The following is a 24,767-nucleotide window of genomic DNA, read 5'->3' as shown; positions in this document are numbered from 1 at the left end:
CTCTGCGAAGGCAGAGGATCTCGGGACGAGAGGACGTCGAGGCACATATCAGGCGCCGCGTGCTCAAACCCCGTGCCCCTAGTGCTCGCGGTCGTGCTCATGCTCATGATCATGGTGATGATGCGCGTGGGAATGCCCGTGGCTGTGCCCATGCCCCTGATCGGACGACGCCGGAATCACATGCAAACTGCCGTGGCGGACGCCGCGCTGGCTGATGACGCTGTCGGCGAAGCGGCGGAGTTCGGCGGCGGTGCCGGCGAGGATCGACACCTCCAGGCAGTCGTTGGCGCTGACGTGCACGTGCATGGTGGAGATCGAAATGGCGTTGTGGGCGTGGTGGTTGTCGGTGAGACGATTGGGCAGGTCGCGCACGCCGTGATCGTAGACATAGGTCAGCGCGCCGTGGCAGAGCTGGCCGCTGTCGGGCGTCTGGCTGTTGTCCAGCTTCTCGCGGGCCAGCGCCTCGCGCGCCATGTCGCGGAACACCTCCGACCGGCTCTTGTAGCCGCGCTCCTGGCTGAGCTTGTCGATCTCGCTCAGGAGATCTTCTTCGATGGTGATGGTGATGCGTTCCATGGGGCGGGCTTTTCTCGTCAAACGGGATGGGTCGGCGCCACGATAGCACGGGCGCTCCCCAGCGCGAACGTCGGTCCATCCCTAGCCTCCGCCCGCGTATGAAGTTTTACTAGAAGCTCATACTTTTTGTTGACGGGCGCAATCAGCGAACCTACCGTCCGCCGGACTCAAGGCTTTTCGACGAAGAGACGGCCCCATGCACATTCCCGACGGCTACCTTTCCCCGAGCACCTGCGCGGCGACCTTCGCCCTGGCGGCGCCCTTCTGGTACGTCGCCTCGCGCAAGGTGAAACGGCAGCTCCACACCAAGCTGGTGCCGCTGATGGCAGTGGTCTCGGCCTTCTCCTTCGTCGTCATGATGTTCAATCTGCCGCTGCCGGGCGGCACCACCGGACACGCCGTAGGGCTGGGGATCGCGGCCATCGTTCTCGGGCCGTGGGCTGCGGTGCTGTCGATCTCCATTGCGCTGTTGATCCAGGCGGTGTTCTTCGGCGACGGCGGCATCACGGCCATCGGCGCCAACTGTTTCAATATGGCCATCGTCGGCCCGTTCGTCGCCTATGCCGTCTATCAGGCGATCGCCGGCCGCTCGGAGCTGACCTCGCCCCGCCGCGTGGTGGCGGCCGGCGTCGCCGGCTATGTCGGCATCAACGCGGCGGCCTTGGTGGCGGCCATCGAGTTCGGCCTGCAGCCCATGCTGTTCCACGATGCCATGGGCGCGCCGCTCTATGCGCCCTATCCACTATCGATCGCCCTGCCCGCCATGCTGGCCGGCCATCTCACCATCGCCGGCCTTGCCGAAGCGGTGGCGGCCGCCGGCCTCGTCGCCGTGCTGCAGCGCACCGAGCCTGAACTGCTCGACCTCACCGCCCGCCGCCCCGCGACATCAGGCCGCTGGAGAGAGACCCGCGCCCTGTGGTTCGGCCTCGGCCTTCTGATGCTGTTGAGCCCGCTCGGCCTCGTCGCCGCCGGCACCGCCTGGGGCGAATGGGGCGCCGCCGACTTTGCCGACCCGGCCGCGCGGCAGGAGATTGCCGCCGCCTCCGGCAACGTCGTCCCGCCGGAGGCCGTCCCCTCGGGCCTCCAACGCCTGTCGAGCGTCTGGTCGGCGCCGATCCCCGACTACGCGCCCGCCTTCCTCAGGAACGAGCACCTCGGCTACATCCTGTCGGCGGTGACGGGAAGCGGCCTCGTCCTCCTGGTGTTCGCCGGCATCGGCGCGCTGCGCGCCCGCCGCAGCCCTAGCGTCTAGGCGGGCCGCCAGCATGAACGAACCGGCCTACGGCGTCTGCTCCTGCGGTGGCAAGAAACGGCGTGGGCTCCTCGAAAGCCTGGTGTTCGGCCTGATCGGCGTCGAGAGCCATTCGCTCGAGGCGGAGACGACCTCCGTCCTGCCCGGCCTTCTCCAGCGTTTCGATCCGCGCATCAAGGTGGTGGCGCTGCTGGCGTTGATCATCGCCGCGGTCTCCACCCAGCGGCTCACCGTGCTGGCGCTGATGTTCGCCCTCGCCACCGGCCTCGCGCTCCTCTCGAAAATCCGCCTCATCCGCCTGGCCCGCCAGGTCTGGCTCGGCGTGTTCCTGTTCTCCGGCATCATCGTGCTGCCGGCCGTCTTCATCGTGCCCGGCGAGGCGATCACCCATCTGCCGCTGATCGGCTGGCCGATCACCCTGCAAGGGCTACGCAGCGCCGCCTTCGTCATCGGCCGAGCCGAGACGGCGGCCACCCTGTCGCTTCTCCTGGTGCTCACCACCCCCTGGCCGCATGTGCTGAAGGCGCTCCGCAGCCTCGGCGTTCCCGCCGCCATCGTCGCCATCCTCGGTATGACCTATCGCTACATCTTCGTGCTGACGCAGTCGGCCCTACAGATGGCCGAGGCGCGCCAGAGCCGGCTGATGGCGCCGCTCGACGGGCCGGCCCGCCGCCGCCTGATGCTGACCATGATCGGCACCCTCCTCACCAAAACGCTGGCGCTCGGCACCGAGGTGCATGCCGCCATGGTGGCGCGCGGCTATCGCGGCGAGGTACGCCTGCTCGACGATTTCCGCACCCGTCCGGCCGATTGGGCTTTCCTTCTGGCCGCGCTCGGCATCGCCGCCACCATCATCGGAGCACGCCTGTGAGCGGAACCGCCTTCGACTTTCAGGATGTGACCTATGCCTACCGGTCGCAGCGCGCGCTCGACGGCGTCAGCTTTTCGGTTCAGCTCGGCGAGCGGGTGGCGCTCTTGGGCGCCAACGGCTCGGGCAAGTCGACGCTCTTGCGCATGATGGATGCGCTGTGCTTTGCCGGCGGCGGCACTGCCACGGCGCTCGGCGCGCCGCTCAGCGAGAAAGCCTTCGAGGACGAGGTGGCCAACTTCGCCTTCCGCCGCCGCGTCGGCCTGGTGTTCCAGAATCCGGATGTCCAGCTGTTCAACCCGACGGTGCTCGACGAGCTGGCCTTCGGCCCGCTGCAACTCGGCTGGGCAACCCAGAGGGTGAAGGACGCCATCGAAGCGACGCTCCACCGCTTCGGCATCGCCCACCTCAAGGATCGGCCACCGCATCGCCTGTCCGGCGGCGAGAAGAAGCGCGTCGCCATCGCCTCGGTGATCATCACCGAGCCCGACGTGCTGCTGCTCGACGAACCGACGGCGGCGCTCGACCCCAAAAGCCGCGCCGACCTCGTCGCCTTCCTGGCCCACGGCCTCGGCGACGGCCGAACGGTGATCGCCGCCACCCACGACCTCGACATCATCGACGACATCTCCGACCGCGCCATCGTGCTCTCTGAGGGCAAGGTCGCCGCCGACGCCCCCACCCTCGACATCCTGCACGACATCGACCTCTTGAGGCGCACTCACCTGGTGTTCGAGCACCACCACAGGCACGGGGATGGGCATGAGCATGACCATCCGCACGGCGTGCACGGGCATATCCACCAGGGGCCGGAGGGGTAAAGCGGAGTTGGGGTGCGATATCAGCCGCACGGTCGAATCTGTGCGAAATGCTTGATAGGCTGACCTATCGCATTGAAATCTGTTGTCGTGGCAACTTTTGAGAGTGCATGATGCGGTGCGCTCTCGTTTTTCAATAACGGAGTCGCTGAGAGTTGCGGTGATTGAGCCCGATGATGTCGATGGTATTACCCACGCTGGACTATTACGGGATTCCAATACGACTCGCATTATTGTGCGTTTATCTCGTCATTGTCTTTATGTTCCATCTGTATTGCTCTTCGCTCGTTGATGACACGATCAGAAAATATCCGGGCGATTTCACAAACTACGGAAATTGGTCGCTCCCAAAGAAGGCACACTGTCTGCCGGAACCTGTTCGGCGCAGACACTTGCGGATCACAATAATCTATCTTGGGGGATGGGTAGTATTCGCAGCGCTCTTTGCAGCTATGGATAATCTGGCGGTTCAGTTCGCCTGGTGAAGTGTTAGCTAGAGGCGCCATCCGAGGCCCACCTGAAATTGACGCGACCTCAGAAGGCCGCGTCGAGATGGTGGCGTTTGCAAGAATAACAGCGCGATATAAACGGGAGCCAGATCGGCACGCGCCGCACTATCCAGCTGTTTTCATTATATAAGGTTGTCTTCCTCTGCAAAGGCAGAGGATCTCAAGACGAGAAGGCGCTGAGGGTCGTATCGGGCTCCCTTTGTCTATTGGACCCCATATCTGCCGCTCGCCCCTTCCTGCCCGAGATCCTCTGCCTGCGCAGAGGAAGACAGCCTCATGGGAAGGAACCATCGCTCCCCCTCAGCCACCCATCCACATCCGCTGCCTTCGGCAATCCGCCGGCATGCACCACCTTGCCGTCGATCACCACGCCGGGCGTGGCGGCGATGCCGTAGCTGGCGATGGCGGCGTAGTCGGTGACCTTTTCGAGGCTGATGGCCACGCCGAGCTTATCAGCCTCCGCCTTCAGCAGCTCGGCGGTTTTCTGGCAGGTGGGGCAACCGGAGCCGAGCACTTTGATATCCTTCATGATCTTCCCTTTCAGGCGGTGAGTTTCTGGAACAATGGGATCAGCCGATCGCGGTAGGCGGCAAGGAACACCGGCTCCTCGGCGGCGAGCGGTTTCACCGGCACCAGGTCCATCACGTCGCCGGCGACAAGGCCCGATCCGAACAGGGTGGAGACGGCGCCGCCGACCATGGCGGTGATCGCCGCGCGAGCGGCCGCCTTCGTCAGGCCGAACTCCATGGCCAGGCGCTCCAGTTCGTGGAGCTGGAACCACAGATAGGTCGGTCCCATGGCGGAGATCAGCGCGTAGGCCTCGATGGTTTCTTCCTCGACCACCGGGCACTGGCCGAGCGGCGCCATCAGCTCAAGCAGCGCCTGCCGCTCGGCCTCCGGCAGGCCGGCGGCAAAGGCGATCGGGTTGTAGCCCTCCCCGACGATGCTGGGCGCGTTGGGGTTCTGCCGGGCAAGTCGCGAGAAGCCGCCGAGCAGGCCGGCAAGGCCCGAGAATTTCACCTTGGGCGCCAGCGACAGCACGACTGCCTGCGGTTTCAGGTGGGCTTTGATGGCCGGCAGCACCTCAGCCAGCAGTGGCGGATGCAGGCCGACGATGACCAGATCGGCGGCCGCGGCCTCCACGAGGCTGCCGGCCTTGAGCCCAGGCGAGATCTCCGTGAGCCGCGCCGCCCGGTCGGCGGCGGTGTCGTGGATCACCACCGCCTCCGGCAGCGCGCCGGCCTTTTTCCAGCCTTCCAGCATGATGCGGGCGACGCGTCCGGCACCGATGAATCCGATGGTTTTCATGATCGTGCCTTTCAGACAAAGAGAAGGTTGAACAGATAGCCGACGGCGAGGATGCCGAGGCCGACGATGCCAACGAACACGGCGATCAGCTTCACGGTGAGCACCTTCTTCAGGATGATCATTTCCGGCAGCGACAGGGCGATCACCGCCATCATGAAGGCCAGCACCGTGCCGAGCGCCGCGCCCTTGTCGATCAGCGCCTCGATGATCGGCAGGATGGTGGAGGCGCCGGCATACATGGGAATGCCGATCACCACGGCGGCCGGCACCGACCACCAGGCATCCTTGCCCATGATGGAAATGAGCAGCGCGGTGGGGACGTAGCCATGGATCAGCGCGCCGACGCCGATGCCGAGCGCCACCCACAGCCACACCTTGGAAACGATCTCCTTTACCGACGACCAGCCGGCTTCGATCCGGTCGGCCAGCGTCAGCCTGCGGTCGGGCAGCGCCGTGACGCCCATGCGCACGTCGCGCACCCAAGGCTGCAGCCATCCCTCCAGACGCAGCTCGCCGAGGATCAGGCCGGCGACAATGGCGATCGAAAGGCCGAAGGCGAGATAGGTGACGGCCACCTGCCAGCCGACCAGCGCGAACAACAGGCCCAGCGCCACCTCGTTGACCATCGGCGCGGCGATCAGGAAGGAGAAGGTGACGCCGAGCGGCACGCCGGCCGACACGAAGCCGAGGAACAGCGGCACCGCCGAGCAGGAGCAGAAGGGCGTGGCAACGCCCAGCGTGGCGGCGGCGACGTTACCAATGCCGAGGCGCTTGCCGGCCAAGAGGCGGCGGGTGGTCTCCACCGAGAAATAGCTGCGGAAAAAGCCGGTGGCGAACACGATGGCCACCAGGAGCATCATCACCTTGGGCAGGTCGTAGAGCACGAAGGCCAGGGCGTCGCCGAGCGGGCTTTGCCGGTCAACCGGCAAATGGGCGACGGTGGCTTCCGCCAACGGCTCCAGCCAGGGATAGACGGCGACCCAGGCGATGGCGCCGATCACCGTGGCAATCAGCCAGCGGCCCGACCCCGGGGAGGCGCTGGAGGGCAGCGGCTTGGCGTCGCCACAGCCGCAGGCCGGTTTCTCCACCACCTCGCCGCAGCAGGGCGCGGGCGCTGCGACAGCGGGTGTGGCAGCCTGTTCAGAACAACATGTGCTCATGGCGAGCGTCCTTCGTGTCTGCATTCGATAAATCGACGAATATCGAAATAATGGGATTTGGGATATCCGCATCTTGCCTGATATCGACATTTCGGCTAGCGTCGAACTATGGAAAAAACCCAAGCCCTCGATGCCCTGTCGGCCCTGGCGCAGCAGACGCGCCTCGACGTGTTCCAGCTGCTCATCCGCAACGAGCCGGAAGGGCTGGCGGCCGGCGACATCGCCGATGCGCTCGGCGTGCCGCAGAACACGCTCTCCACCCATCTCGCCATCCTGGTGCGCGCCGGCCTTGCCACATCGGAACGGCGCAGCCGCTCGATCATCTACCGCGCCCTGGTGCCGACGGTGCGAGGCCTCGTCCGCTACCTAGTCGACGATTGCTGTGCCGGCCACCCTGAGCTCGGCCGCCGCTTCGACTATGGCGACGGCGTCTGTTCCCCGGGCGCCCCCGGCGCCTGCAACTCCAACGACCGTGAAAGCGAACCGAAATGACCTCGGTCGCCGCCTCGATTGCGGCGACGACACATGCATCACGCTAATCTAGTCTTTTGTTATCGCATTGTTTTTCCGGAAAGCCGGATCCGCTTTTCCGCACACAGCTCTAGGGGAACGCTGCCATGCCCGACCGCATCTACAACGTCCTGTTCCTGTGCACCGGCAATTCCGCCCGCTCCATCATCGCCGAGACCATCCTCAACCACGATGGCGCCGGCCGCTTCCGCGCCTTCTCGGCCGGCAGCCGCCCGGCCGGACAGGTCAACCCGCTGGCCATCGAGGTGCTGGCGGAAGAGGGATTCTCCACCGACGGCCTGCGCTCCAAGAGCTGGGACGAGTTCGCCGTGCCGGGCGCGCCGGAAATGGATTTCGTATTCACCGTCTGCGACAACGCCGCCGGCGAAACCTGCCCGGTGTGGCCGGGCCATCCGATGACCGCCCACTGGGGCATCGAAGACCCGGCGCGCGTCGTCGGCACGCCTTTCCAGCAGAAGGCAGCCTTCATCACCGCCTCCCGCTATCTCAAGAACCGCATAACCGCCTTCCTGTCGTTGCCGCTTGCCACCATCGACCGCATGGCTCTTACCAGCCATTTGCGCGACATCGGTCGTCTCGACGGCGCCACGGCGAAGGCAGGAGAGACCAAATGACTTCGGTTGCCAGCCGGCTCAGCTTCCTCGACCGCTACCTCACGCTCTGGATCTTCGCGGCGATGGCCGTGGGCATCGCCATCGGCTACGCCTTCCCGGCCGTCGAGGGTGTCATCAACTGGGGCACGGTGGGCACCACCAACATACCGATCGCCGCCGGCCTGATCCTGATGATGTATCCGCCGTTCGCCAAGGTGCGCTACGAGGACCTGCCGCGCGTCTTCGCCGACGGCAAGGTGCTGGCGCTATCGCTGGTGCAGAACTGGCTGATCGGCCCGGTGCTGATGTTCGCGCTCGCCATCATCTTCCTGCCCGACAAGCCGGAATACATGGTGGGCCTGATCCTGATCGGCCTCGCGCGCTGCATCGCCATGGTCGTCGTCTGGAACGAGCTGGCCAAGGGCTCAACCGAATACGCTGCCGGCCTCGTCGCCTTCAACTCGATCTTCCAGGTGCTGTTCTACTCGGTGTTCGCCTGGTTCTTCGTCACCGTGCTGCCGCCGGTGTTCGGACTGACCGGCTCGGAGGTCGACATCTCCATCGGCGAGATCGCCAAGAGCGTGTTCATCTACCTCGGCATCCCCGCCATCGCCGGCGTGCTGACGCGGGTGATCATGCTGCGCTTCGTCTCCAAGGAGTGGTACCACGGCCACTTCGTGCCGAAGATCGGGCCGATCACCCTCATCGCGCTGCTGTTCACCATCGTCATCATGTTCTCGCTGAAGGGCGAGCTGATCCTGACCATCCCCGGCGACGTGGTGCGCATCGCCATTCCCTTGCTGATCTACTTCGTTGTGATGTTCGCGCTGAGCTTCGTGCTGTCGCTTCGGGCCGGCACCGATTATGCGCGCTGCACCACGCTGTGCTTCACGGCCGCCAGCAACAACTTCGAGCTCGCCATCGCCGTGGCGGTGGCCGTCTACGGCATTAACTCCGGCGCGGCCTTCGCCGCCGTCATCGGCCCGCTGGTCGAGGTTCCCGTGATGATCGGCCTGGTCAACGTGGCGCTGTGGACCAGGGGACGCTATTTCCCGGCCGAGAAGGCCGCGTGAAACGCTACTGGGGCGGTCATCTGGCTTCGAGTTCCGCGCTTCCGGTGCTCACGGACCCTTAAGTCCGCTCCGGTTCTCGAACTCATCGCCACCTGCCGCACCCCAGCGAGTTTCAGATCAGGCTCTCAGGAGGGCTATCATGGACGTCGTGATCTACCACAACCCCGGCTGCGGCACCTCGCGCAACACACTGGCGCTGATCCGCCACGCCGGCATCGAGCCGCATGTGATCGACTACCAGAAGTGCCCGCCGAGCAAGGCGTTGCTGGCGCAACTGATCGGCCGCATGGGCATGGCGGTGCGCGACGTGCTCCGCGTGAAGGGTACGCCCTATGAAGCGCTGGGCCTCGGCGACCCCAAGCTCACCGACGACCAGCTTCTCGACGCCATGATGGCCCACCCCATCCTGATCAATCGACCAATCGTGGTGAGCGAGCGCGGTGTTGCGCTCTGCCGCCCCTCCGACATGGTGCTGGACCTGCTGCCCGAGCTGCCGCTGGCCGATTTCGTCAAGGACGACGGCGAGATCTGCCTGAGGGATTCCGAAGCAGCCGATCGCGATGCCGGCATGGTGGCGGCGCTTCAGGCGGAGGGATTGCCCACCGACGACCTCACCGATCCCGGCCGGCGCTTCTTCGTCTATCGCACGCTCTCCGGCGAGATCGTCGGCTACGCCGGCCACGAACTCTACGGCCCCGACGCCTTCCTGCGCTCACTGGTGGTTCTGCCAGCGGCCCGCGGCAAAGGCATCGGCAAGGCCATCATCGCCCGCCTCACCCGCCGCGCCTTCGACGAGGGTGCAAGGACGGCTTGGCTGATGACCACCGGCGCGGCGGATTTCTTCGAGGGGATCGGCTTCAAGCGCGTGGAACGGGCGGACGCGCCCAAAACGATCCTCAATACGCGCCAAGCCCAAGGCCTGTGCCCCGCCTCGGCAGTGGTGCTGAAACGAGCGATCCGGCTGTAGGGAGACCTATATCGACCGCTAGCCTCTTTCTGCCTGAGGTCCCTGCCTTCGCAGGGATGACAGCCTGATAGAAACGACGCACGCGGCTAGGTGTTTGTTCCTAAATATAAATCTGTCATCCTTGCGAAAGCGAGGACCTCAGGCAGGATGGGGCGAGGCGCTGATATAGGGTTCGCTTCACGACATGATCGTCTCGAAGAGATCTTCCCACTCCGGGTTCATCTCTTCGATCAGCTGGATCTTCCACTCGCGCTTCCAGTGCTTCAGCTGCTTTTCGCGCTCGATCGCTTCGGTGATGTCGCCGTTGTCCTCGTACCAGACCAGCCGCGTGCAATTGTAGCTGTCGGTGAAGCCGCGATAGACGTGATTGCGATGATCTGAGATCCGTCCCTCCAGATCGGAGGTGACGCCGACGTAGAGCACGCCGTGCGGCTTGTTGGTGACGATGTAGACCCAGCCCGGATTCATGGGGAGAGCTTTGCGGAAATCCGGGGGATATGCAACCGTGGGGAGATTGATATCAGCCGCTCGCTCTACCTTCCCGAGGTCCTCGCTTTCGCAAGGATGACAGATTTATATATAGGAACAAGCTTCTAGCCTCTTGCGAGCCCCCCCGACGGTGCCATGGGAACCTACGCGGAAGATGACACCTTATATGGAGACGCACTCCGCTATCCGACTGTTCCCTATATATAAATTGTCATCCTTGCGAAAGCGAGGACCTCAGGCAGGATGGGGCGAGCGGCCAATATAGGGCTCCCCTCACGGCACGATCATCTCGAAGAGGTCTTCCCACTCGGGGTTCATCTCTTCGCTCCGTTGGTTCGCCGCCACCTCACGCCCCCTCCAGCAGCTTCACCCTGATGCCGGTGATCGGTTCGAAATAGGTTTTGACGAAGCCGCCGCGGTTGTCGCACCAGGCGGTCTTGCCGTGGAAGGAGCCGGTGGCGTCCCAGCTGTCGAGGGGGCAGCCGCCGTGGCAGAGGCTCCAGGTGTCGCAGTCGCGGCAGGCGCCGGCACGCAGCGCTTCGCCGCGGCGGCGCAGTTCGGCGCGGCGCGGGTCGGCGAACACCTCGGCAAAGCTCCGGTCATGGATCGAGCCGTAGTCGAGCAGGCCCCAGTCGCCCGACCGGCCGCAATGGGTCATGGCGCCATCCGGGCCGATGCCGATGTGGGTGTCGGCGCATTGGCCGGCGTCGGTGCAGTAGAACTGGCGGCGACCGCCCGAGAGGATGGTTTCGGTCAGCGAGTGGAAGGGCTCGACGCGCGGATAGCGCTGGCGGTTCGCCCACCAGACCGGGAACATGGCACCAAGGAAGGCCGAGAATTCCTTGTCGTCGATGGCAAGATGCGGCTGCTTTCCCTTGTCGAGCAGGATGGGATTGAACATGACGCCGCCCTGCGGCGCGAGGTTGGTGAGGAAATGGAAGAGGTCGAGCGGCCGGTCGAGCGACAGCCGCGTGACGACGCAAATCACCCCCCAGTCGAAGCCCGCCCGTTCGAGGCGGGCGCTGCCGGCGAGGAAGGCCGCGTCATAGGCGCGGGAATTCTGGCCCCGCAGGAGGCGAACGCCGGCCACCGGATCGTAGCTGGTGCCGAGGCTGGTGATGCCGAGAGCGCGGAACACCTCGGTGAATTCGTCGGAAAACAGCGTCAGGTTGGTCTGCACCGTGTGGCAGACGCGGCGCCCGGTGGCAGCGCACAGCTGGCGCTGGGCGGCGAGGACGCGCCGATAGAAGGGCTCGCCGATCAGCAGCGGTTCGCCGCCGTGCCAGACGATGCGGATGGTCTCCTGCGGCCGCGCCGTCAGGAACTCGTCGATGCGCTTAAACAGCATCTCCAGCGTGTCCTGCGCCATGATCTTGGTCTTGAGCCAACCCTTGCGGTCGACCTCGCAATAGACGCAGGCGGCGTTGCAGGCCTCCGACGGCTTGACGATCAGCGTCACCATGGGCGTGCCTCCGGCCTGAGCCAGCGCTGCTCGAGGACGCCGGCCATCTCGGTGAAGAAGCCGGCGCAGCCCTCGGCCATCCCGGCACCCTTGGCATCGCCCTCGGCATAGCGGCCACGGCAGAGGCGGAAGCCGGGGCAGCGGGCGCAAGGGTGATCGTCGAGGAACAGCTGCCGCCACGCCTCGCTGCGCGCCTGCTGCGCCTCGGCCAGCGCCGGGCTGCCGAGCATGGCGAGATCGCCGACGAACTCCTCATTCAGGAGATCGCGGCGCGACAGGGCAATCCGACCGTCGGCGGAAAGATGCAGGAAGCGGAGGGGATCGTCGAATAGCGCCGACGACCAGTCAGTGGTGCGGGCGTCGGTGCGGCTGTGGTCGGCGATGGTCTGGAACGGCTCGATCGGCGCGTGGGCGACGAGCTCGAGTAGGGCGTAGGTCATGAGATCGCCGAGCGCGTCCCAGTCGGGCATGCCATCGAGCCCCAGGCGGGTGCGGATGCCGAGCGAGGCCAGCGTGCGCGCATCGCGGAGACCGGTGCCGCCGATCGGCAGGCAGACGGTGATGCCGAGCGACCGGACCTCGTCGAGACGGCCGGCGAGATCGGCAAAGCGGCCGGCCGAGGGCACCATCAGGTCGACCGGCAGGCCCCGCCAGGCGTGGTTGGGCTTCACGGCCGCCAGCGGTTCGTCGGCCTCGACCAGCAGGCGGAACAGGCCGTTCTGCCGCCGCACCGCCTCCACCGTGGCGGCGACATCGGCTGATGGCGCGACCCTGAGGCCGAGCGACTGACCGGCCAGCCGATCGAGCAGCGATGGATCGTCGGGGCAGATCAGCACCGGCTTGGTCATGATGCCGCCTCCGCCATGAGCGTGATCTGGCAGCTGGCGCCGCCGGCGCAGACGCCGCGCGAGCGGGATTCACAGCTGGCGCAATCGTCGAAGATGCCGGGCCGCCCGGCGCGGATGCGGGTGTGTTCGGCGGCGAAATGCGCCGTCACCTCCTGTAGCGAGTTGAAGGCGAACAGCGAGGCGCGGCCGTGGGTTGCCAGCGGGAAGCAGGAATAGACCTGCATGTCCGGCGTGATATCGATGGCCGGCCGGCAGATGAAACTGGGCCGGCCGCCGAGCCGCACCAGCCAACCGAGGTCGGCGTCGGAGAATCGGCAGAGCGGGAAGCCGCAATCGAGGCTGGGTGCGACGGCGAGCCGCTCGAAATCAGCCTTGAAGCCGGCGAGCCGGGCAATCGCCGGGCCGATCCGGTCGACCGGCAGGAAGGCGTTGGCGCCGTCAGCCGTCGGGTGGGCGATGCCGAGGCGCAGCGTGCGCTTGAGGTCGTGGCGGGCGATCAGATCGAAGGCGAAGCCCAGCGAGAAATCGTCGCGGTAGATGTTGAAGCCCAGCATCGACCAGCGGCCAGCGATGGCCAAGAAGCGGCCGAGGCGCTCATCGGCTCCGTCCGTATCAGGCGTTTCAATGGGATCGTTGACGTTGCAGACATAGGTCAGCCGGTTGACCGGGGCCTCGCCGAGATATTTCTCCACCTCGCCGAGCCGGGCGTCGGAGAGAATGCCGCTGGTGAACACCGTCACCTCGAAGGCGCGGGCGAGGAAATAGAGGACGATGTCGGCGAACTCGGGATGCAGCGTCGGCTCGCCACCGATCAGCGACACGCGGCGATGGCCGGAGTGCTGCAGGAAATCAGCGAGATAGACGACGTTTTCCCAAGCCAGGAATTCGCCGGCGGCCGAGCGCGCCATCTCCCGCCCAGCAAAGCAATAGGGGCACTGCCGGACGCATTTGTCGGTCAGAAGGATGTTGACCATGAGGTGCCACTACCACGGACGCAAACCTGCGGCGTCCATCAGCCGCCGCTTTCGATATAGTCGCCGCTGACGCCGTAGCCGTTGTTGGCCACGTAGTCGCCGCTGACGCCATAGCCGCTATTGGCCACGTAATCGCCACTGACGCCGTAGCCGCTGCTCGCTACATAGTCGCCGCTGACGCCGTAGCCGCCGGAATTGCCATAGTTGGAATAGCTGTTGGCATAGCTGTCGCCATAGTTGGCGTAGCTGTCGCCGTAGCCGGAACCATCGGTCTGGCAGCCGGCAATGGTCAGCGTGAGACCGGCGACGCCGATGCCGGCCGAGGCGATCCGCTTCAAGGCGTCGCGCCGCGTCGGTTGATCGCCAACACCCGAGGGAAAAGTATCCGCAGCCATATGAAGCGTCCTTCGTCTGCGGCAGATGGCCGGCCCGAAGTCCAAGACCAGTTGACGGGATGATTATAGGTATATGTTTGACTTTGAAAAGAAAAACTTGGTTCCGGGATAAGTGAAAACCATCAGTTCTCGACTAAAGTCGTCGTCGCGTCGCACCTTTTGAGGAGATGAGACCATCCTTTTCGGCGGAGCATTGAGTTGACCGGAAAAAGCGGAGAAACTTTCCGTTCCGAGTCGACAAGGGAATTGTGCGATGGCGCAGACAGATGAGGCTTTTCGTGGCGCCGGGCGCGCCTCCGTCGTCACCGGCAGCCGGATCACCTTGCAGATCCCCGACTCCATCCTGCGCATGGTGGCCAAGCCCGTGCCCGAGGCGATGTTCGGCTCGGAAACGCTCACCCGCCTCGTCGAGGAAATGTGGATGTGCATGATCGAGGCGGGCGGCGTCGGCATCGCGGCGCCGCAGGTCGGCATATCCTGGCGGCTGTTCATCGGCTCGGCGAACGGCATTCTGCCGTCGACGGTGTTCGTCAATCCGGAGGTGGAGTTCTTCGGCAGCCCCACCGTGCTCGGCGAGGAAGGCTGCCTCAGCATTCCCGGCTGGCGGTCGAACAAGGTGCCGCGCTACCCCAAGGTGACCGTGCGCTACCGCGACATGACCGGCGAAACGCGGCTCGAGACTCACGAGGGCCTTGCCGCCCGCATCATCCAGCACGAATTCGACCACCTCAACGGCCGCCTGTTCCTCGACCTCGACGAGACGCCCGACGCCGACAACGCGCTGAGGCGGCGGGTGGAGCGGGCGATGACCGAGATGGAAGAGAGGCTGAACGCCGAAGACTAGATCTGGCGCGCGAACCGCTGTTTGGCGGCCTCGGTGGCCGGCATGTAGAGCGACACCGCCGTGCCCTCCGGATCGCGGAACTGGAAGGTTGTGTTGCCCCAGGGCATGGTCTTCATCTCGTGGACCAGCGGCACCTTGTCTTTCAGGCGGGCATAGTCGGCATCGATGTCGACCACCTGGAACTCCAGGATGGCGGTGCGATTGTGCCCCGGTTCGGCGGCGCCCGGCTGCCACAGGGCGACGGTCTCGGCGGCGCCGATGGCCAGCGTGCCTGAGGACGTGACGATCTCGGCGAACACCGGCGCCAGCCAGTCGGCGGTGAGGCCGGTCACCATCTCGTAGAAGGCAACCATGGCCTTGATGTCCTGGGCGATCAGACGCGTGGAGGCGAATTTCATCAGTGTCTCCTGGGCTCGGCGGGGACTGTCCGCTTGCTTTAATAATACGATACGGTATCGTAGCGTAACTGTCGAGAGCATTTGACAATCATGCGCAACAAGACATCCCCCGACCTCTCCGCTGCCCCTTCCATCACCCCGGGCGATGCCGGACAACCGGCTGATATCATGGATGAAAGGGTGCGCCGCTCCAGAGCGGCGGTGCTGACCGCCACGGCCGAGCTGTTGTTCGAGCGCGGCTATTCCGGCGTCAGCGTCGACGAGATTTCCCGGCGCTCGGGCGTGGCGAAGACCACCATCTACCGCCACTGGCCGGCCCGCACCGACCTGTTGCGCGACGCCTGCGCCAACATAGGCACGCCGCAGACGACGCCCGACCTCGGCAGCCTCAGGGCGGATATCGCCGCGCTGATGGCCGCGCTCGGCGAGGCGCTGACGACGGCGCGCTGGACCTCCGTCCTGCCGTCGATCATCGACGCTGGCGAGCGCGCCCCCGAGATGGCCGACATGTATCGTCGCCTGCAGCAGGGCTATTCGGCGCCGTTCGAGACGGTGATCCGGCGCGGCATCGCGAGGGGCGAGCTGCCTGCGGACACCGACGTCGCCGCCCTGGTGGCCGCCCTGATCGGCCCCCTGTTCTACCGCCGCTGGTTCTCCCGCGAGCCGCTGACGGAGGGATTCGTGAGGGAGATCATCCGGTTGGCGGTGGGATAAAGGGCTGCACTGGGGAGCGTGATATCAACCGCCCGCCCTATCCTGTCCGAGATCCTCGGCCTACGCCGAGGAAGACAGTTTAACGGGGAGGGGAAATGGCTGGACGCGGGCTGAGCGTTGGAGGCGGCGCGATAGCGGTAGAACAGGGGATGAGCCGCAGCCTGACCTATTGCCATAAAAATCAAAACTGTCTTCCTCGGCGAAAGCCGAGGATCTCAGGACGATATGGTGCCGAGGCACGTATCAGACGCCCTCACCTGCTCAGTCGGCCCCTCCCCCTTAACCACTGGGAACGGTACCCGATCTGATTGAATTCACGGACTATGCAAACCTGGATTTGTCTGCTCCATAGGAAACTGATGAAGGGAAGCGGCGGATAGGGCCGCCGTAGGGACTAAATTCGGGGGAAATTTCTTGGCCAAACTCGGTTTCACCGGCTTTGCGCTGGCCGGCTGTCTTGCCCTGACATCGTGCAATACGACGGGCGGAAGCCATCTTCCGTCCGCCTTCGATTATCCGGAAGCCAACGCTTTCGTGGATTGCGCCGTCGCTCACGCGAAAAAGCGGGCTCTAGACAAGGGGCAGCGGCTGAGAACCAGTGACCTCAGCGAGCTGTCAGTAGATGCTTCTGAAGACTGCAATTCGGTCGAGGTGGCGTTCATTACCCACGCCAAAGCGAATGGCATATCCGATAGCAAGCTGGCCGACTTTATGTTGGAACTTCGGGGCAAGGCCTGGGACCGCGCCTGGGGCGAAGTTGCTCCGATCCGCCTGGCGCAGCTCAAGGCCGAGGGCAAGATCCGCTGACGCGAACGGGCAGCTGCCGAGAAAGGTGGCGGATATCATGGGGAACAAATTCGGGGAAAATTCCGTGGCTAAACTCGGTTTCGCCGGCTTTGCGCTCGCGGGCTGTCTCGCTCTCACATCGTGCGTTACATCGCCCAGAATCCAGATGGCTTCCGCCTTCAAATATCCGGAAGCTCAAACCTACTTAGATTGTGCCGTTGAACACGCGCGAAAGCGGGCTTTTGACGACCCGAAGTGGTTCAAGACCGACGACATTCATGTTCCGATCCATGCCGGCGAAAGCGACTGCGAGGCGGAAGAATTGCTGCTCCAGATGCGCGCCAGGGCGGATGGCGTACCCGCTTTCAAGTTCGATGATTTTGAATGGAAACTTCGAACCAAGATCTGGGACCGCGCCGGGGACGAGATCATCCGTGTCCGCGAGGAACGGCTCAAGGCCATGGGCGTGCCCCGCTGAGGCGGGCGCTGCCACGACGAACCAACGGGAGGAGTAAGGTGGGTATTCGATTTCGCAAGTGTTTGCTTGTTGCAGCAACGGTTGGCCTCATGGCCGCGCCGTCGATGGCCAATGCCGAAACCATGGAAAAGCTGGTTCAGGACGGCTTCAAGGTCAGCAAGATCACCAACGGCAAGTCGGGGCAACTCGGGTGGAACGTCACCAAGGGCGATCAGACGTATTTCTGCACGATCAAGACTGCCTCGGCTGTACAAGTTCAGCTCTTCGGGCCGAGCCATCGAGATAGACCGGGAGGCCTTCGATTCCTACATCGGCGGCTCGGACCCCAATATTCCCACATGGAAGGACCTTCAGGCCGGCAAGGTGAAGCCGGGCGACGTCGGGCCCTGCCTGCCGACGAAGTAAGTGGCCGGCATATGATCCGGACGGGACTTCGGGCCTGGAGACCCATATCGACCGCTCGCTCCATCCTGCCTGAGGTCCCGCGCCTAAAGCGCAGGATGACAGCTTGATGGTGACGCTACGCGGCCAGGTCTTTGTTTCATAAATATAAACCTGTCATCCTGGCGGAGGCCAGGACCTCAGGACGAGAGGGTCCTGAGGGATGTATCAGGCACCCCAGATACTTCACAGGCAAAAGCCCGCTCGCGGTATCGCGGGCGGGCTCGATTTCACCGAAGAAGCGCAAGCCTCACTTCGCCGAAACGATCTCGTAGGTGACGTTGTCGCCATGCTGGTGGGTGTAGAACACGCGCCAGCCGTCCTTGAACGGCGTCGGCACCTTGGTACCAACAAGGCCTTCGACCGACGCGTCGCCATCCGACACATGCAGACCGGTGATCTCGTTGTCGCCGTCGTTCTGGAAGCCGTTGCCGTCGGTCGAGCCGATTTCACCGTCCTTGACGGCGGCGGCGTCGCGGCCCTGGCCAAGGAAGCGGACGAGCGCGTCGGCGCCGACCTTGCCGTAGTCGGCGGTAAGGTCGATCACATAGGCGCTGTCGAGGGCGTTGCGCTGGCCGTGCAGCTTGTCGCCGGCATCTTCCACCACGCCGAGGCTGTCGGCGGTGAGGAAGGCCATGTTGTCGAAGCCGCTGTGGGTGACATTGCCGCGCACCACCATCGTGAGCGTGCCCTCATCGGCCGACGGGCTGTCCTGCGCCAGCTTGAACATGGCGCCGAAGCCGCCGAATTCCTCGCCCGCCTCGGTCTTGGCGTTGGTGTCGCCGGTCTCGGTGAAGAAGTATTCCTTGAAGCCGGAGCCCGGACGGAACTGGGCATTCTCCGGCCGCTTGAACGGCGTGCCGCCGGCGGCCTTGGCGGCTTCGTTGGCGTCGAAGGTGTCGGCCGGCGAGGTGCCGGTGTTCTGGGCGGTGTCGTGCACCGTCACCCACTTGGTCTTGAATGAGTTGCCATAGGTGTGCAGCGCCTTCATGCCGTCCGACAGGATGTCGGCGTCATTCTGGCCCTTGTGGAAGACCATCGGCTGGCCGTCCGTGCCGATCACCTGCAGCACCTCTAGCTTGCCGCCCTTGCTGAGGTCGGCCTTGTCAGTGGGAATGAGGCGGTAGATGAAGGAATTCGGCTGCTTGGCGTTCTTGGTCTTGTCGCCACCCTTGCCACCGTTGTCCTCGACCAGCCAGACCGAGCCGTCGGAGGCAAGCTGCACGCCTTCATAGGAGGCGCGGCCGGTGACGGTGGAGATGTCGCGCACCGTCGATGGGAAGTCAGTGGTCGCCGACCAGACGCCGCCCTCTGTGCCTTCCTCGGAGGTGAGCAGGAGGACGCGGGCGAACGGATCCCAGGTGGAGCCGTCGATCATCGGCAGGCCGCGGCCGTCCACCGTCTTGGACTGCATCAGCGTGACGCGATGGGCGTCGTCGGCGTCGAGGTTGATGCGGGTGAGGCCGCCGTAAACGGCGCTATCGGTGCCGACCGGGGCGTTTTCATGCCCCTGGAACAGGAAATGGCTGCCGTAATTGTAGGCGGCGTCCGGCCCCTTCTGTCCGTCGAGCACCAGATAGGTGTTCTTGTCGGGCTCGGTCTTGGTGGCCTCGACGTTGTGACCCTTGGCCTGGACGTCGCCGGCGGCGGGCGCCATCGGGCCGTCGCTGCCGTAGCCGTAATGGGAAAGGTGGTCGGAGGGGTTTTCCAGCTTCATGTCGCCCTTGGCGGCGATCACTTCCTTGATCTCCGGCGAAAGGATGTCCTCGGCGGTCTTGCCGTCCTCACGCGGGTTGGCGGACACGGACGTCCACGCCAGATCGCCGGCGAAGGCGGGGAGAGACGCAAGGGCGAGCGCCGTTGAGGCGAAAAGGACATGACGGTTCATTGGGGTGTCTCCGAGGGTGGGAGACAACCGCAATAAACCCATCGCATAACGCCTGCGTGACACTACGTACATCATTGTCCGGCGGCCATCTTGCATACCACCTCAGGTCCCGCTGGCCTTACCGCAGACGGATCGATGGGTCGCGCCGCCCGATGCTGGAGGGCACTGCCTGCGCGCGTTTTGACGACATCGCGCCCTTGAGCGCAAGTAGTTTCGCCGACTGGTACAATTACGACTACAGCCCGACAAATGGAACGTCATGCGGCGCACCGATTCGGCTCGCCGGACAGCAGATAAGGGCTTCGATGATGAGACTTTCGTGGCGCCTCTGTACATTCGCCATAGCGCTGGTTTTCGGGATCAGCGGTGTCATGGCACAGCAAATCAAGCCGGTGGGCAAGATCATCGGTCGCGACGGCCAAGGCTATGCCATCCGTCAGGTTCATGCCAACGGCATTGATATCGGCTACAAACTCGTCGGTTCGGGCACGCCTCTGGTGATGATCATGGGGTTGGGCGGCACCGCCGAGGACTGGCCCAAGCAGATCGTCGCCGCTCTGGCAAAGAAATACCAGCTCATCTTGCTGGATAATCGCGGCATGGGGCATACGACTGCCAACGATACGACGTTTACCTACAAGCTGTTCGCAGACGACGTCATCGGTTTGCTGGACGCCCTCGGGGTCAAGAAGACGGACGTGCTCGGCTATTCCATGGGCAGCACCATCACGCAGGAGCTGTTGCTCACCTATCCGCAGCGGTTCGGCAAGGCAATCATCCACGCGACGTCGACCGATGGCAGCAATGTCGCCGCGGTTTTCAAGAACAGGACCGTCGACAATCCGATCGTTGCTCGCCAGATCGAGGCGACCACGCACTGGAAGACGCCGATGAATCGCATCTCCGGTGTCACCAACCAGGTGATGTTCGTCGTCGGCACCGCGGACACCGTCGTCTACCCCGAAAGCTCGAAAGTGCTGTCGGCGGCGGTCCCCGGCGCGTGGCTGGTTCAGTTCAAGAACGCGACGCATGGCCTGATGTACGAGGCGCCAACGGAGTTCGCGCGCGTCGTGCTGACGTTCCTCGGCACCGACGAGACCGTGAAGGCGACAAAGCCGGCGCCCATGTTGCCAAAGGCCGGCGACGGGAAAACCCCGTAGACGCACAGGCAATGAGGGACGCGGTCGTCTCGTCCGCCATCGCGACCCGACAGGATCGGTCCCGACGAAGATGACGCGCCGTGGCTTTGCGTCATCGCAACAGGCCGATTGCCCTGACACCTTTGGAGAGTGCATGATGCCATGCGCTCTCCTTTGCGATTGTGGCGGGGAGCCCGATATCCGCCCCTCGCCCCATCCTGCCCGAGATCCTCGGCTTACGCCGAGGAAGACAGATTTATATAAGTCGAACAGATGGAAAGGTGGCCGCCCCTCCTTATCCCGCTGCCTTCCTCTGCGTAGGCAGAGGATCTCGGGCAGAATAGAGCAAGTGGCCGATATCGCGCTCCGCCATACCAAGAAGCCCGATACGACCCGCTCACCTTCTCGTCCTGAGGTCCACCTTGAATTCACAAATGAATTCAAGCGGCTTTCGCAAGAATGACAATTTATATAGTGGGAACAGGTGGTTAGCGCGGAGCCCCTGGCGGAGCCGCCACCCCGCGCCCGGCGCGGGATGGGCTCTGTCCTCGTTTGCTCCGCTCACGCCTTGATCGGGCCGGGGGCGCTCACCTGGGTCATCAGCTCGTGCTTCCAGATGCCTTCCACCTCGACGTGGGCGGTGGCGCCGAGCTGTTCGGCCAGGATCAGGTTATGGTCGACATAGGCATAGGTGCCCGGCTGCAGGAAGGTGTAGATCATGGCGCCGGCGCTGCCGCCGCGGATCAGCCAGGTCTCGAGATCGCGCTGCGGCGGGTTGGCGAACTTGCCCTGCTCCCACACCCAGTCGCCATGGCCGCCGATCAGGTGCGGCCGGCAGTCCATCAGCGCGGATGAGTGGATGAACATCACCGTCTCTCCCGTCTTGGCCTTCAGCGCGTTGTCGCCGGTGAGAGAGCCGACCTTGCCATTGAACACCACGTGGCTGGGGATCAGCTTCTTCATCACCTCGACCGTGTCGGCGAAGGCGTCGCCGGCGCTCTCGTAGCTCCTGAAGGCGCCCTTCTCGTCGCGCGGCACGTAGAGGTCGAACTCGCCGAGGGTATAGACGCGATCATAGGCAAGGCGCTTGCCGTCGGCATCCTTGAGGCCATCGCGCGGTAGCACCATCAGCGTGCCGCTCATGCCGGACATCACATGCCAGGCGGTCATGCCGGGAGGCGCGCAGTGGTAGAGGAACACGCCGGCGCGCCTTGCCTGGAAGCGCAGCGTCGCCTGCTCGCCGGGGTTGACCAGCGTCAGCTGCGAGCCGCCCATGGCACCGGTGGCGCCGTGGAAGTCGATGTTGTGCGGCATGGTGTTGGTGTCGGGGTTGACCAGCGTCAGCTCGACATAGTCGCCCTGGTGCACCACCATGGTCGGGCCGGGCATGGAGCCTTCGAAGGTCAGCGCCTGGAAGGTGGTACCCTCGGCGTCGATCACCAGCTTCTTCTCGGCAATGGTCATCCGGAACTCGACGATGACGGGATCGCCCTTGGCCACCTGGTCGTGCGCCATGACGGCGGGCGGTGGCACCAGCTCGCCCTTGACCCGCTTCAGCGTGGCGAACACCTTGGGGTCGGCAACAGTGCCGCCGGTGGGATCGTCCGATTCCGACGCGGCGAGAGCGACGGACGCGGTCGTTGCAAGGGCTGCGGCGCCCAAGAGAGCGGTGCGGCGTGTGAGCATGCTATCCTCCTCTGTGCGCCGAAGCGCCCGGGCACAATAACCCTACTTTGTGCCGCAAGTTTTCACTTTCTCGGAAAAGTAGAGCGTCTTCAGGCAGGCGCCGACCATTGCCGTTCCGCCGGTCAGCGGCTATCCTGCTGTCCTGCCCGGCAATAGGCCCTCCGCGCGCTTCGCGGCTGCGGCGCCGGCGCACTTCCCCCCATCAAGTCCAAATCAGGGATGGCACATGTGTGACCATTTGTTCGTCGTGACCGGCGGCCCCGGCGCCGGCAAAAGCACGTTGATCGAGGCGCTTGCCCGGCGCGGCATCGGGAGCATGCCCGAGGCCGGGCGGGCGATCATCCGCGACCAGGTGGCGATCGGCGGGCCGGCCCTGCCGTGGGGCGACCGCGCGCTCTATGCCGAGCTGATGCTGGGCTGGGAGCTCCGCTCCCATCACGAGGCCGAGGCGATGGCCGGGCCGGTGGTGATGGATCGAGGCCTGCCCGACATCGTCGGCTATCTCCGGCTGATCGATCTGCCGGTTCCCGCCCATATCGAGGCAGCGGCGCGGCGGTTCCGCTACAACCGCACGGTCTTCCTCGCCCCCTACTGGCAAGCGATCTTCGCCCAGGACGCCGAGCGCAAGCAGGACGGGAAGGAAGCCGAGGCGACGGCGCAGATGATGGCCGAAACCTACGCCGCCCTCGGCTATGAGGTGATCGAACTGCCGCGCACGAGCATCGAGGCGCGGGCGGATTTCGTGATGGAGCGCCTCTAGGCCCCGCCTCGCCGGTTTTCCGCAACTAAATCCTGGCAGCCTCTAGCTAGCCACGGGAAAAGCACCTAGACGATGACAGCGCGCACAGGGATATTGCCGCTATCAAGCCATTTGTTTTGAAGGGATTTTCAGCATGAGAAAGCTTCTGTCCATGGTGCTTCTGATCGTCGTCGCCCTGGCCGTCACCTTCGGCTGGCGCTGGTACAGCTACGTCAGCAACACCGACACCCCCTATGACGAAGTGGGTATCGAGCTCAACAGCCGCATGCCGCTGCCGCTGCGCAAATGGGGCTGCGACAAGCTCCACAGCACCTTCGGCTCCGTGTTGCCGCCCTACGGCTGCAGCATCGAAGACGGCAAGACCTGGATCGAGTGAGCCGGACCTGAGAGGAGCAGGGAGCGCGATATCGGCCGCCCACTCTATCCTGCCCGAGGTCCCCGCCTTCGCGGGGATTGTTCGTTTTCGCTGCGGTAGGTTGAAGGCGGCCTCTCCGGCCGGTTGAAAGCCCCGGAGAGGCCGGTGGCAGGCGACCGGGCGAGGATCGGGCTTTCACCCGATGTCATCAAGGCTCCCTGCCATCTCCCATCATTCGCTTGGAGAGTTGATGGGGTCTCTGGGGCCTAATCCTTGCCGATCAGACCCACGCCCGAGAACAATCCGAAGCTCATGGTGGCCCAACTTGGGAAGGATAGCACATCATGGCCTTCTTGCAGCACGCGCCCGACATCGTTCTGGGCTTCGACGTATCAAAGGACACGCTGACCGTCTTCGAGGCGCGTTCCTCCTCATCTACAGCGAAGCCTTGCGTGATCGACAATAGCGCCGCTGCCATCCGCCGCTTTCTGAAGGGTATCGAGCGGGGGGACCTTGCCGTCTGCGAGCCGACCGGTGGGCATGAGCATGTCCTTCTGGTCAAACTGATGGCCGCCGGCATTGCCTGCCACCGGGTGGATGCCTTGAAGGTAAAGGCTTTCATCCGCTCCTTCGGCACCTTGGCCAAAACGGATGCCCTTGATGCCGAGGCACTGGCCCGCTACGGCAAGGACCGCTGGGAGCATCTGTCCCTGTTCCTGCCACCGGAGGCCGACCGGAAGATGCTGACCGATCTGGTGGCCCGGCGCGAAGACCTCGTTGCCATGAAGGTGGCCGAGCAGAACCGGGCAAAAGGTCCGGCCGGCAAGGTGATCAAGACGTCCTGTGCCACCATGCTGCGGACCATCATCGGTCAGATCGAGACCATCGAGGCGGAGATCGAGTCGCTGATCGACAAGAGCCCGCAGCTCCGCGCTGCCTTCCGGGAAATGCAGAGCCTGCCAGGTGTTGGCACCATCACCGCCGCCGCCCTCCTGGCCCACATGCCCGAGCTCGGTACCTTGCAGCGACGGCAGGCAGCCTCGCTGGCCGGGGTCGCTCCGCACGCCAATGACAGCGGGCAGTTCAGGGGACACAGGACCATGCGCGGCGGACGCTCCGAGGTGCGCCGTCTCCTCTTCCTGGCAGCACTCGCCGCTAGCCGAGCAAAGGGACCATTACGCGATGCCTATCAACGCCTTATCCAGAACGGAAAGAGGCCGATTGTCGCCATCGGAGCCCTCATGAGAAAGATTATCGTCATCCTCAACGCAAGACTGAGGGACCTCAGTGCCCAACAGAGTTGATGACAGGAGATTTATAGCTGGAGCACAGGCGGTTAGCGGTGAACCGCCCATATCATACTGTCATCCTTCGCGCAGGCGAAGGATGGATTCACGTTTGAAGCGCAACAGAGATGAAGTCTTTGAATACCTCTGCGGGTGTCCTGTAGCCAAG

Annotated in this window: 27 protein-coding genes and 1 pseudogene; 16 read left to right on the top strand and 12 right to left on the bottom strand. The window is 64.3% G+C overall.

Translation table 11 applies throughout. The annotated features are described in order from the left end of the window. Window positions 1–78: 78 nt before the first annotated feature. The gene (gene nikR / locus G522_RS0124210; RefSeq protein ID WP_026793225.1) at window positions 79–576 is read right to left on the bottom strand and encodes a nickel-responsive transcriptional regulator NikR; all 498 of its coding nucleotides are present in this window, start codon (window positions 574–576) and stop codon (window positions 79–81) included. A gap of 196 nt (window positions 577–772) precedes the next feature. On the opposite strand from nikR, the gene cbiM reads away from it, so the two are divergent. The 3 genes from cbiM to G522_RS0124195 are packed head-to-tail and all read left to right on the top strand — an operon-like array spanning window position 773 to window position 3,517. Then, entirely contained in the window at window positions 773–1,828 is a 1,056-nt protein-coding gene (gene cbiM / locus G522_RS0124205) for a cobalt transporter CbiM (RefSeq protein WP_026793224.1), read from the top strand. A 13-nt stretch (window positions 1,829–1,841) separates the two neighbouring features. Further along, window positions 1,842–2,699 carry a cobalt ECF transporter T component CbiQ gene (gene cbiQ / locus G522_RS28585; RefSeq protein WP_051229210.1) on the top strand — a complete coding sequence of 286 codons (858 nt, stop codon included), beginning with the start codon at window positions 1,842–1,844 and terminating at the stop codon, window positions 2,697–2,699. After that, on the top strand, window positions 2,696–3,517 hold the full coding sequence (locus tag G522_RS0124195; protein WP_026793223.1) for an energy-coupling factor ABC transporter ATP-binding protein: 822 nt from the start codon (window positions 2,696–2,698) through the stop codon (window positions 3,515–3,517). The genes cbiQ and G522_RS0124195 overlap by 4 nt, the downstream gene beginning before the upstream one ends. Before the next feature lie 780 nt (window positions 3,518–4,297). Here the strand turns inward: G522_RS0124195 and G522_RS0124190 are convergent. Genes G522_RS0124190 through G522_RS0124180 form a run of 3 tightly spaced genes read right to left on the bottom strand, consistent with a single transcriptional unit; the run spans window position 4,298 to window position 6,491 of the window. Beyond that, the gene (locus G522_RS0124190) at window positions 4,298–4,552 is read right to left on the bottom strand and encodes a thioredoxin family protein (protein WP_026793222.1); all 255 of its coding nucleotides are present in this window, start codon (window positions 4,550–4,552) and stop codon (window positions 4,298–4,300) included. An 11-nt stretch (window positions 4,553–4,563) separates the two neighbouring features. Beyond that, window positions 4,564–5,331: a pyrroline-5-carboxylate reductase family protein gene (locus G522_RS0124185; RefSeq protein WP_026793221.1), complete on the bottom strand. Its 768-nt coding sequence runs from the start codon at window positions 5,329–5,331 to the stop codon at window positions 4,564–4,566. A gap of 11 nt (window positions 5,332–5,342) precedes the next feature. Continuing rightward, a complete protein-coding gene (locus G522_RS0124180) occupies window positions 5,343–6,491 on the bottom strand; it encodes a permease (protein ID WP_084633387.1) in 1,149 nt (382 codons plus the stop codon). Window positions 6,492–6,599: 108 nt separating this feature from the next. Between G522_RS0124180 and G522_RS28580 the strand changes: the two genes are divergently transcribed. The 5 genes and pseudogenes from G522_RS28580 to arsN2 all read left to right on the top strand — a co-directional run bounded on the left by G522_RS28580 (window position 6,600) and on the right by arsN2 (window position 9,655). Further along, complete coding sequence (locus G522_RS28580) at window positions 6,600–6,983, top strand: ArsR/SmtB family transcription factor (protein ID WP_084633386.1); 384 nt, start codon at window positions 6,600–6,602, stop codon at window positions 6,981–6,983. 125 nt (window positions 6,984–7,108) lie between these two features. Beyond that, a complete protein-coding gene (locus G522_RS0124170; protein ID WP_026793219.1) occupies window positions 7,109–7,636 on the top strand; it encodes an arsenate reductase ArsC in 528 nt (175 codons plus the stop codon). Beyond that, on the top strand, window positions 7,633–8,688 hold the full coding sequence (gene arsB, locus G522_RS0124165) for an ACR3 family arsenite efflux transporter (RefSeq protein ID WP_026793218.1): 1,056 nt from the start codon (window positions 7,633–7,635) through the stop codon (window positions 8,686–8,688). The genes G522_RS0124170 and arsB overlap by 4 nt, the downstream gene beginning before the upstream one ends. A gap of 139 nt (window positions 8,689–8,827) precedes the next feature. Further along, a pseudogene (gene arsC / locus G522_RS30670) lies at window positions 8,828–9,214 on the top strand (arsenate reductase (glutaredoxin)); the annotation flags it as partial. A 42-nt stretch (window positions 9,215–9,256) separates the two neighbouring features. Then, window positions 9,257–9,655, top strand: a complete 399-nt coding sequence (gene arsN2, locus G522_RS30665) for an arsenic resistance N-acetyltransferase ArsN2 (protein WP_281168517.1) — start codon at window positions 9,257–9,259, stop codon at window positions 9,653–9,655. A gap of 177 nt (window positions 9,656–9,832) precedes the next feature. On the opposite strand, the gene G522_RS0124155 is transcribed toward arsN2, so the two are convergent. The 5 genes from G522_RS0124155 to G522_RS0124135 form a co-directional block, all read right to left on the bottom strand. Further along, window positions 9,833–10,123, bottom strand: a complete 291-nt coding sequence (locus tag G522_RS0124155) for a GIY-YIG nuclease family protein (RefSeq protein WP_026793217.1) — start codon at window positions 10,121–10,123, stop codon at window positions 9,833–9,835. A 367-nt stretch (window positions 10,124–10,490) separates the two neighbouring features. Further along, a complete protein-coding gene (locus G522_RS0124150; RefSeq protein WP_026793216.1) occupies window positions 10,491–11,606 on the bottom strand; it encodes a radical SAM/SPASM domain-containing protein in 1,116 nt (371 codons plus the stop codon). Continuing rightward, entirely contained in the window at window positions 11,600–12,454 is an 855-nt protein-coding gene (locus G522_RS0124145; protein ID WP_026793215.1) for a hypothetical protein, read from the bottom strand. Before G522_RS0124145 ends, G522_RS0124150 begins: the two co-directional genes overlap by 7 nt. After that, complete coding sequence (locus G522_RS0124140) at window positions 12,451–13,428, bottom strand: radical SAM protein (protein ID WP_026793214.1); 978 nt, start codon at window positions 13,426–13,428, stop codon at window positions 12,451–12,453. The genes G522_RS0124145 and G522_RS0124140 overlap by 4 nt, the downstream gene beginning before the upstream one ends. Window positions 13,429–13,466: 38 nt before the next feature. Then, complete coding sequence (locus G522_RS0124135) at window positions 13,467–13,823, bottom strand: hypothetical protein (protein WP_026793213.1); 357 nt, start codon at window positions 13,821–13,823, stop codon at window positions 13,467–13,469. 253 nt (window positions 13,824–14,076) lie between these two features. On the opposite strand from G522_RS0124135, the gene def reads away from it, so the two are divergent. Beyond that, the gene (gene def / locus G522_RS28570) at window positions 14,077–14,667 is read left to right on the top strand and encodes a peptide deformylase (RefSeq protein ID WP_051229208.1); all 591 of its coding nucleotides are present in this window, start codon (window positions 14,077–14,079) and stop codon (window positions 14,665–14,667) included. Here def and G522_RS0124125 read toward each other — a convergent pair. Then, on the bottom strand, window positions 14,664–15,065 hold the full coding sequence (locus G522_RS0124125) for a VOC family protein (RefSeq protein ID WP_026793212.1): 402 nt from the start codon (window positions 15,063–15,065) through the stop codon (window positions 14,664–14,666). The two genes, def and G522_RS0124125, sit on opposite strands and share 4 nt — an antisense overlap. A gap of 90 nt (window positions 15,066–15,155) precedes the next feature. On the opposite strand from G522_RS0124125, the gene G522_RS0124120 reads away from it, so the two are divergent. The 3 genes from G522_RS0124120 (at window position 15,156) to G522_RS0124110 (ending at window position 17,043) form a co-directional block, all read left to right on the top strand. Then, window positions 15,156–15,779, top strand: a complete 624-nt coding sequence (locus tag G522_RS0124120) for a TetR/AcrR family transcriptional regulator (protein WP_210162976.1) — start codon at window positions 15,156–15,158, stop codon at window positions 15,777–15,779. A 414-nt stretch (window positions 15,780–16,193) separates the two neighbouring features. Beyond that, window positions 16,194–16,586, top strand: coding sequence for a hypothetical protein (locus G522_RS0124115; RefSeq protein WP_026793210.1), 393 nt, complete (start codon window positions 16,194–16,196; stop codon window positions 16,584–16,586). Between the two features lie 37 nt (window positions 16,587–16,623). Further along, window positions 16,624–17,043 carry a hypothetical protein gene (locus G522_RS0124110; RefSeq protein ID WP_156887051.1) on the top strand — a complete coding sequence of 140 codons (420 nt, stop codon included), beginning with the start codon at window positions 16,624–16,626 and terminating at the stop codon, window positions 17,041–17,043. 691 nt (window positions 17,044–17,734) lie between these two features. Here the strand turns inward: G522_RS0124110 and G522_RS0124100 are convergent. After that, window positions 17,735–19,372: an alkaline phosphatase PhoX gene (locus tag G522_RS0124100; protein ID WP_026793207.1), complete on the bottom strand. Its 1,638-nt coding sequence runs from the start codon at window positions 19,370–19,372 to the stop codon at window positions 17,735–17,737. Between the two features lie 152 nt (window positions 19,373–19,524). Between G522_RS0124100 and G522_RS0124095 the strand changes: the two genes are divergently transcribed. Then, entirely contained in the window at window positions 19,525–20,532 is a 1,008-nt protein-coding gene (locus G522_RS0124095) for an alpha/beta fold hydrolase (protein WP_245586728.1), read from the top strand. 540 nt (window positions 20,533–21,072) lie between these two features. Here the strand turns inward: G522_RS0124095 and nirK are convergent. Then, a complete protein-coding gene (gene nirK, locus G522_RS0124090; protein WP_026793205.1) occupies window positions 21,073–22,197 on the bottom strand; it encodes a copper-containing nitrite reductase in 1,125 nt (374 codons plus the stop codon). Between the two features lie 226 nt (window positions 22,198–22,423). Between nirK and G522_RS0124085 the strand changes: the two genes are divergently transcribed. The 3 genes from G522_RS0124085 to G522_RS0124075 all read left to right on the top strand — a co-directional run bounded on the left by G522_RS0124085 (window position 22,424) and on the right by G522_RS0124075 (window position 24,616). Continuing rightward, window positions 22,424–22,957: an AAA family ATPase gene (locus G522_RS0124085; protein ID WP_026793204.1), complete on the top strand. Its 534-nt coding sequence runs from the start codon at window positions 22,424–22,426 to the stop codon at window positions 22,955–22,957. A 133-nt stretch (window positions 22,958–23,090) separates the two neighbouring features. Continuing rightward, window positions 23,091–23,333 (top strand): hypothetical protein, encoded by a 243-nt coding sequence (locus G522_RS0124080; RefSeq protein ID WP_026793203.1) that lies wholly within the window; start codon window positions 23,091–23,093, stop codon window positions 23,331–23,333. A 323-nt stretch (window positions 23,334–23,656) separates the two neighbouring features. Then, complete coding sequence (locus G522_RS0124075; protein ID WP_026793202.1) at window positions 23,657–24,616, top strand: IS110 family transposase; 960 nt, start codon at window positions 23,657–23,659, stop codon at window positions 24,614–24,616. Window positions 24,617–24,767 lie beyond the last annotated feature (151 nt).

Origin of the sequence: Pleomorphomonas oryzae DSM 16300 (assembly GCF_000422965.1) — a bacterium.
In the GTDB taxonomy this organism is placed as follows: Bacteria; Pseudomonadota; Alphaproteobacteria; order Rhizobiales; family Pleomorphomonadaceae; genus Pleomorphomonas; species Pleomorphomonas oryzae.
The sequence above is the reverse complement of the archived record's forward strand: the minus strand, read 5'-3'. Positions and strand labels throughout refer to the sequence as shown.

Coding starts and splice junctions, on each gene's coding strand:
- arsB (WP_026793218.1), top strand. CDS start 7,633: ATGACTTCGGTTGCCAGCCGGCTCAGCTTCCTCGACCGCTACCTCACG.
- cbiQ (WP_051229210.1), top strand. CDS start 1,842: ATGAACGAACCGGCCTACGGCGTCTGCTCCTGCGGTGGCAAGAAACGG.
- nirK (WP_026793205.1), bottom strand. CDS start 22,197: ATGCTCACACGCCGCACCGCTCTCTTGGGCGCCGCAGCCCTTGCAACG.
- arsN2 (WP_281168517.1), top strand. CDS start 9,257: ATGGTGGCGGCGCTTCAGGCGGAGGGATTGCCCACCGACGACCTCACC.
- G522_RS0124080 (WP_026793203.1), top strand. CDS start 23,091: ATGAGAAAGCTTCTGTCCATGGTGCTTCTGATCGTCGTCGCCCTGGCC.
- G522_RS0124180 (WP_084633387.1), bottom strand. CDS start 6,491: ATGAGCACATGTTGTTCTGAACAGGCTGCCACACCCGCTGTCGCAGCG.
- G522_RS0124155 (WP_026793217.1), bottom strand. CDS start 10,123: ATGAATCCGGGCTGGGTCTACATCGTCACCAACAAGCCGCACGGCGTG.
- G522_RS0124185 (WP_026793221.1), bottom strand. CDS start 5,331: ATGAAAACCATCGGATTCATCGGTGCCGGACGCGTCGCCCGCATCATG.
- cbiM (WP_026793224.1), top strand. CDS start 773: ATGCACATTCCCGACGGCTACCTTTCCCCGAGCACCTGCGCGGCGACC.
- G522_RS0124170 (WP_026793219.1), top strand. CDS start 7,109: ATGCCCGACCGCATCTACAACGTCCTGTTCCTGTGCACCGGCAATTCC.
- G522_RS0124100 (WP_026793207.1), bottom strand. CDS start 19,372: ATGAACCGTCATGTCCTTTTCGCCTCAACGGCGCTCGCCCTTGCGTCT.
- G522_RS0124135 (WP_026793213.1), bottom strand. CDS start 13,823: ATGGCTGCGGATACTTTTCCCTCGGGTGTTGGCGATCAACCGACGCGG.
- G522_RS28580 (WP_084633386.1), top strand. CDS start 6,600: ATGGAAAAAACCCAAGCCCTCGATGCCCTGTCGGCCCTGGCGCAGCAG.
- G522_RS0124085 (WP_026793204.1), top strand. CDS start 22,424: ATGTGTGACCATTTGTTCGTCGTGACCGGCGGCCCCGGCGCCGGCAAA.
- nikR (WP_026793225.1), bottom strand. CDS start 576: ATGGAACGCATCACCATCACCATCGAAGAAGATCTCCTGAGCGAGATC.
- G522_RS0124110 (WP_156887051.1), top strand. CDS start 16,624: ATGGGGAACAAATTCGGGGAAAATTCCGTGGCTAAACTCGGTTTCGCC.
- G522_RS0124150 (WP_026793216.1), bottom strand. CDS start 11,606: ATGGTGACGCTGATCGTCAAGCCGTCGGAGGCCTGCAACGCCGCCTGC.
- G522_RS0124075 (WP_026793202.1), top strand. CDS start 23,657: ATGGCCTTCTTGCAGCACGCGCCCGACATCGTTCTGGGCTTCGACGTA.
- G522_RS0124120 (WP_210162976.1), top strand. CDS start 15,156: ATGCGCAACAAGACATCCCCCGACCTCTCCGCTGCCCCTTCCATCACC.
- G522_RS0124125 (WP_026793212.1), bottom strand. CDS start 15,065: ATGAAATTCGCCTCCACGCGTCTGATCGCCCAGGACATCAAGGCCATG.
- G522_RS0124140 (WP_026793214.1), bottom strand. CDS start 13,428: ATGGTCAACATCCTTCTGACCGACAAATGCGTCCGGCAGTGCCCCTAT.
- def (WP_051229208.1), top strand. CDS start 14,077: ATGGCGCAGACAGATGAGGCTTTTCGTGGCGCCGGGCGCGCCTCCGTC.
- G522_RS0124190 (WP_026793222.1), bottom strand. CDS start 4,552: ATGAAGGATATCAAAGTGCTCGGCTCCGGTTGCCCCACCTGCCAGAAA.
- G522_RS0124145 (WP_026793215.1), bottom strand. CDS start 12,454: ATGACCAAGCCGGTGCTGATCTGCCCCGACGATCCATCGCTGCTCGAT.
- G522_RS0124095 (WP_245586728.1), top strand. CDS start 19,525: ATGCTGGAGGGCACTGCCTGCGCGCGTTTTGACGACATCGCGCCCTTG.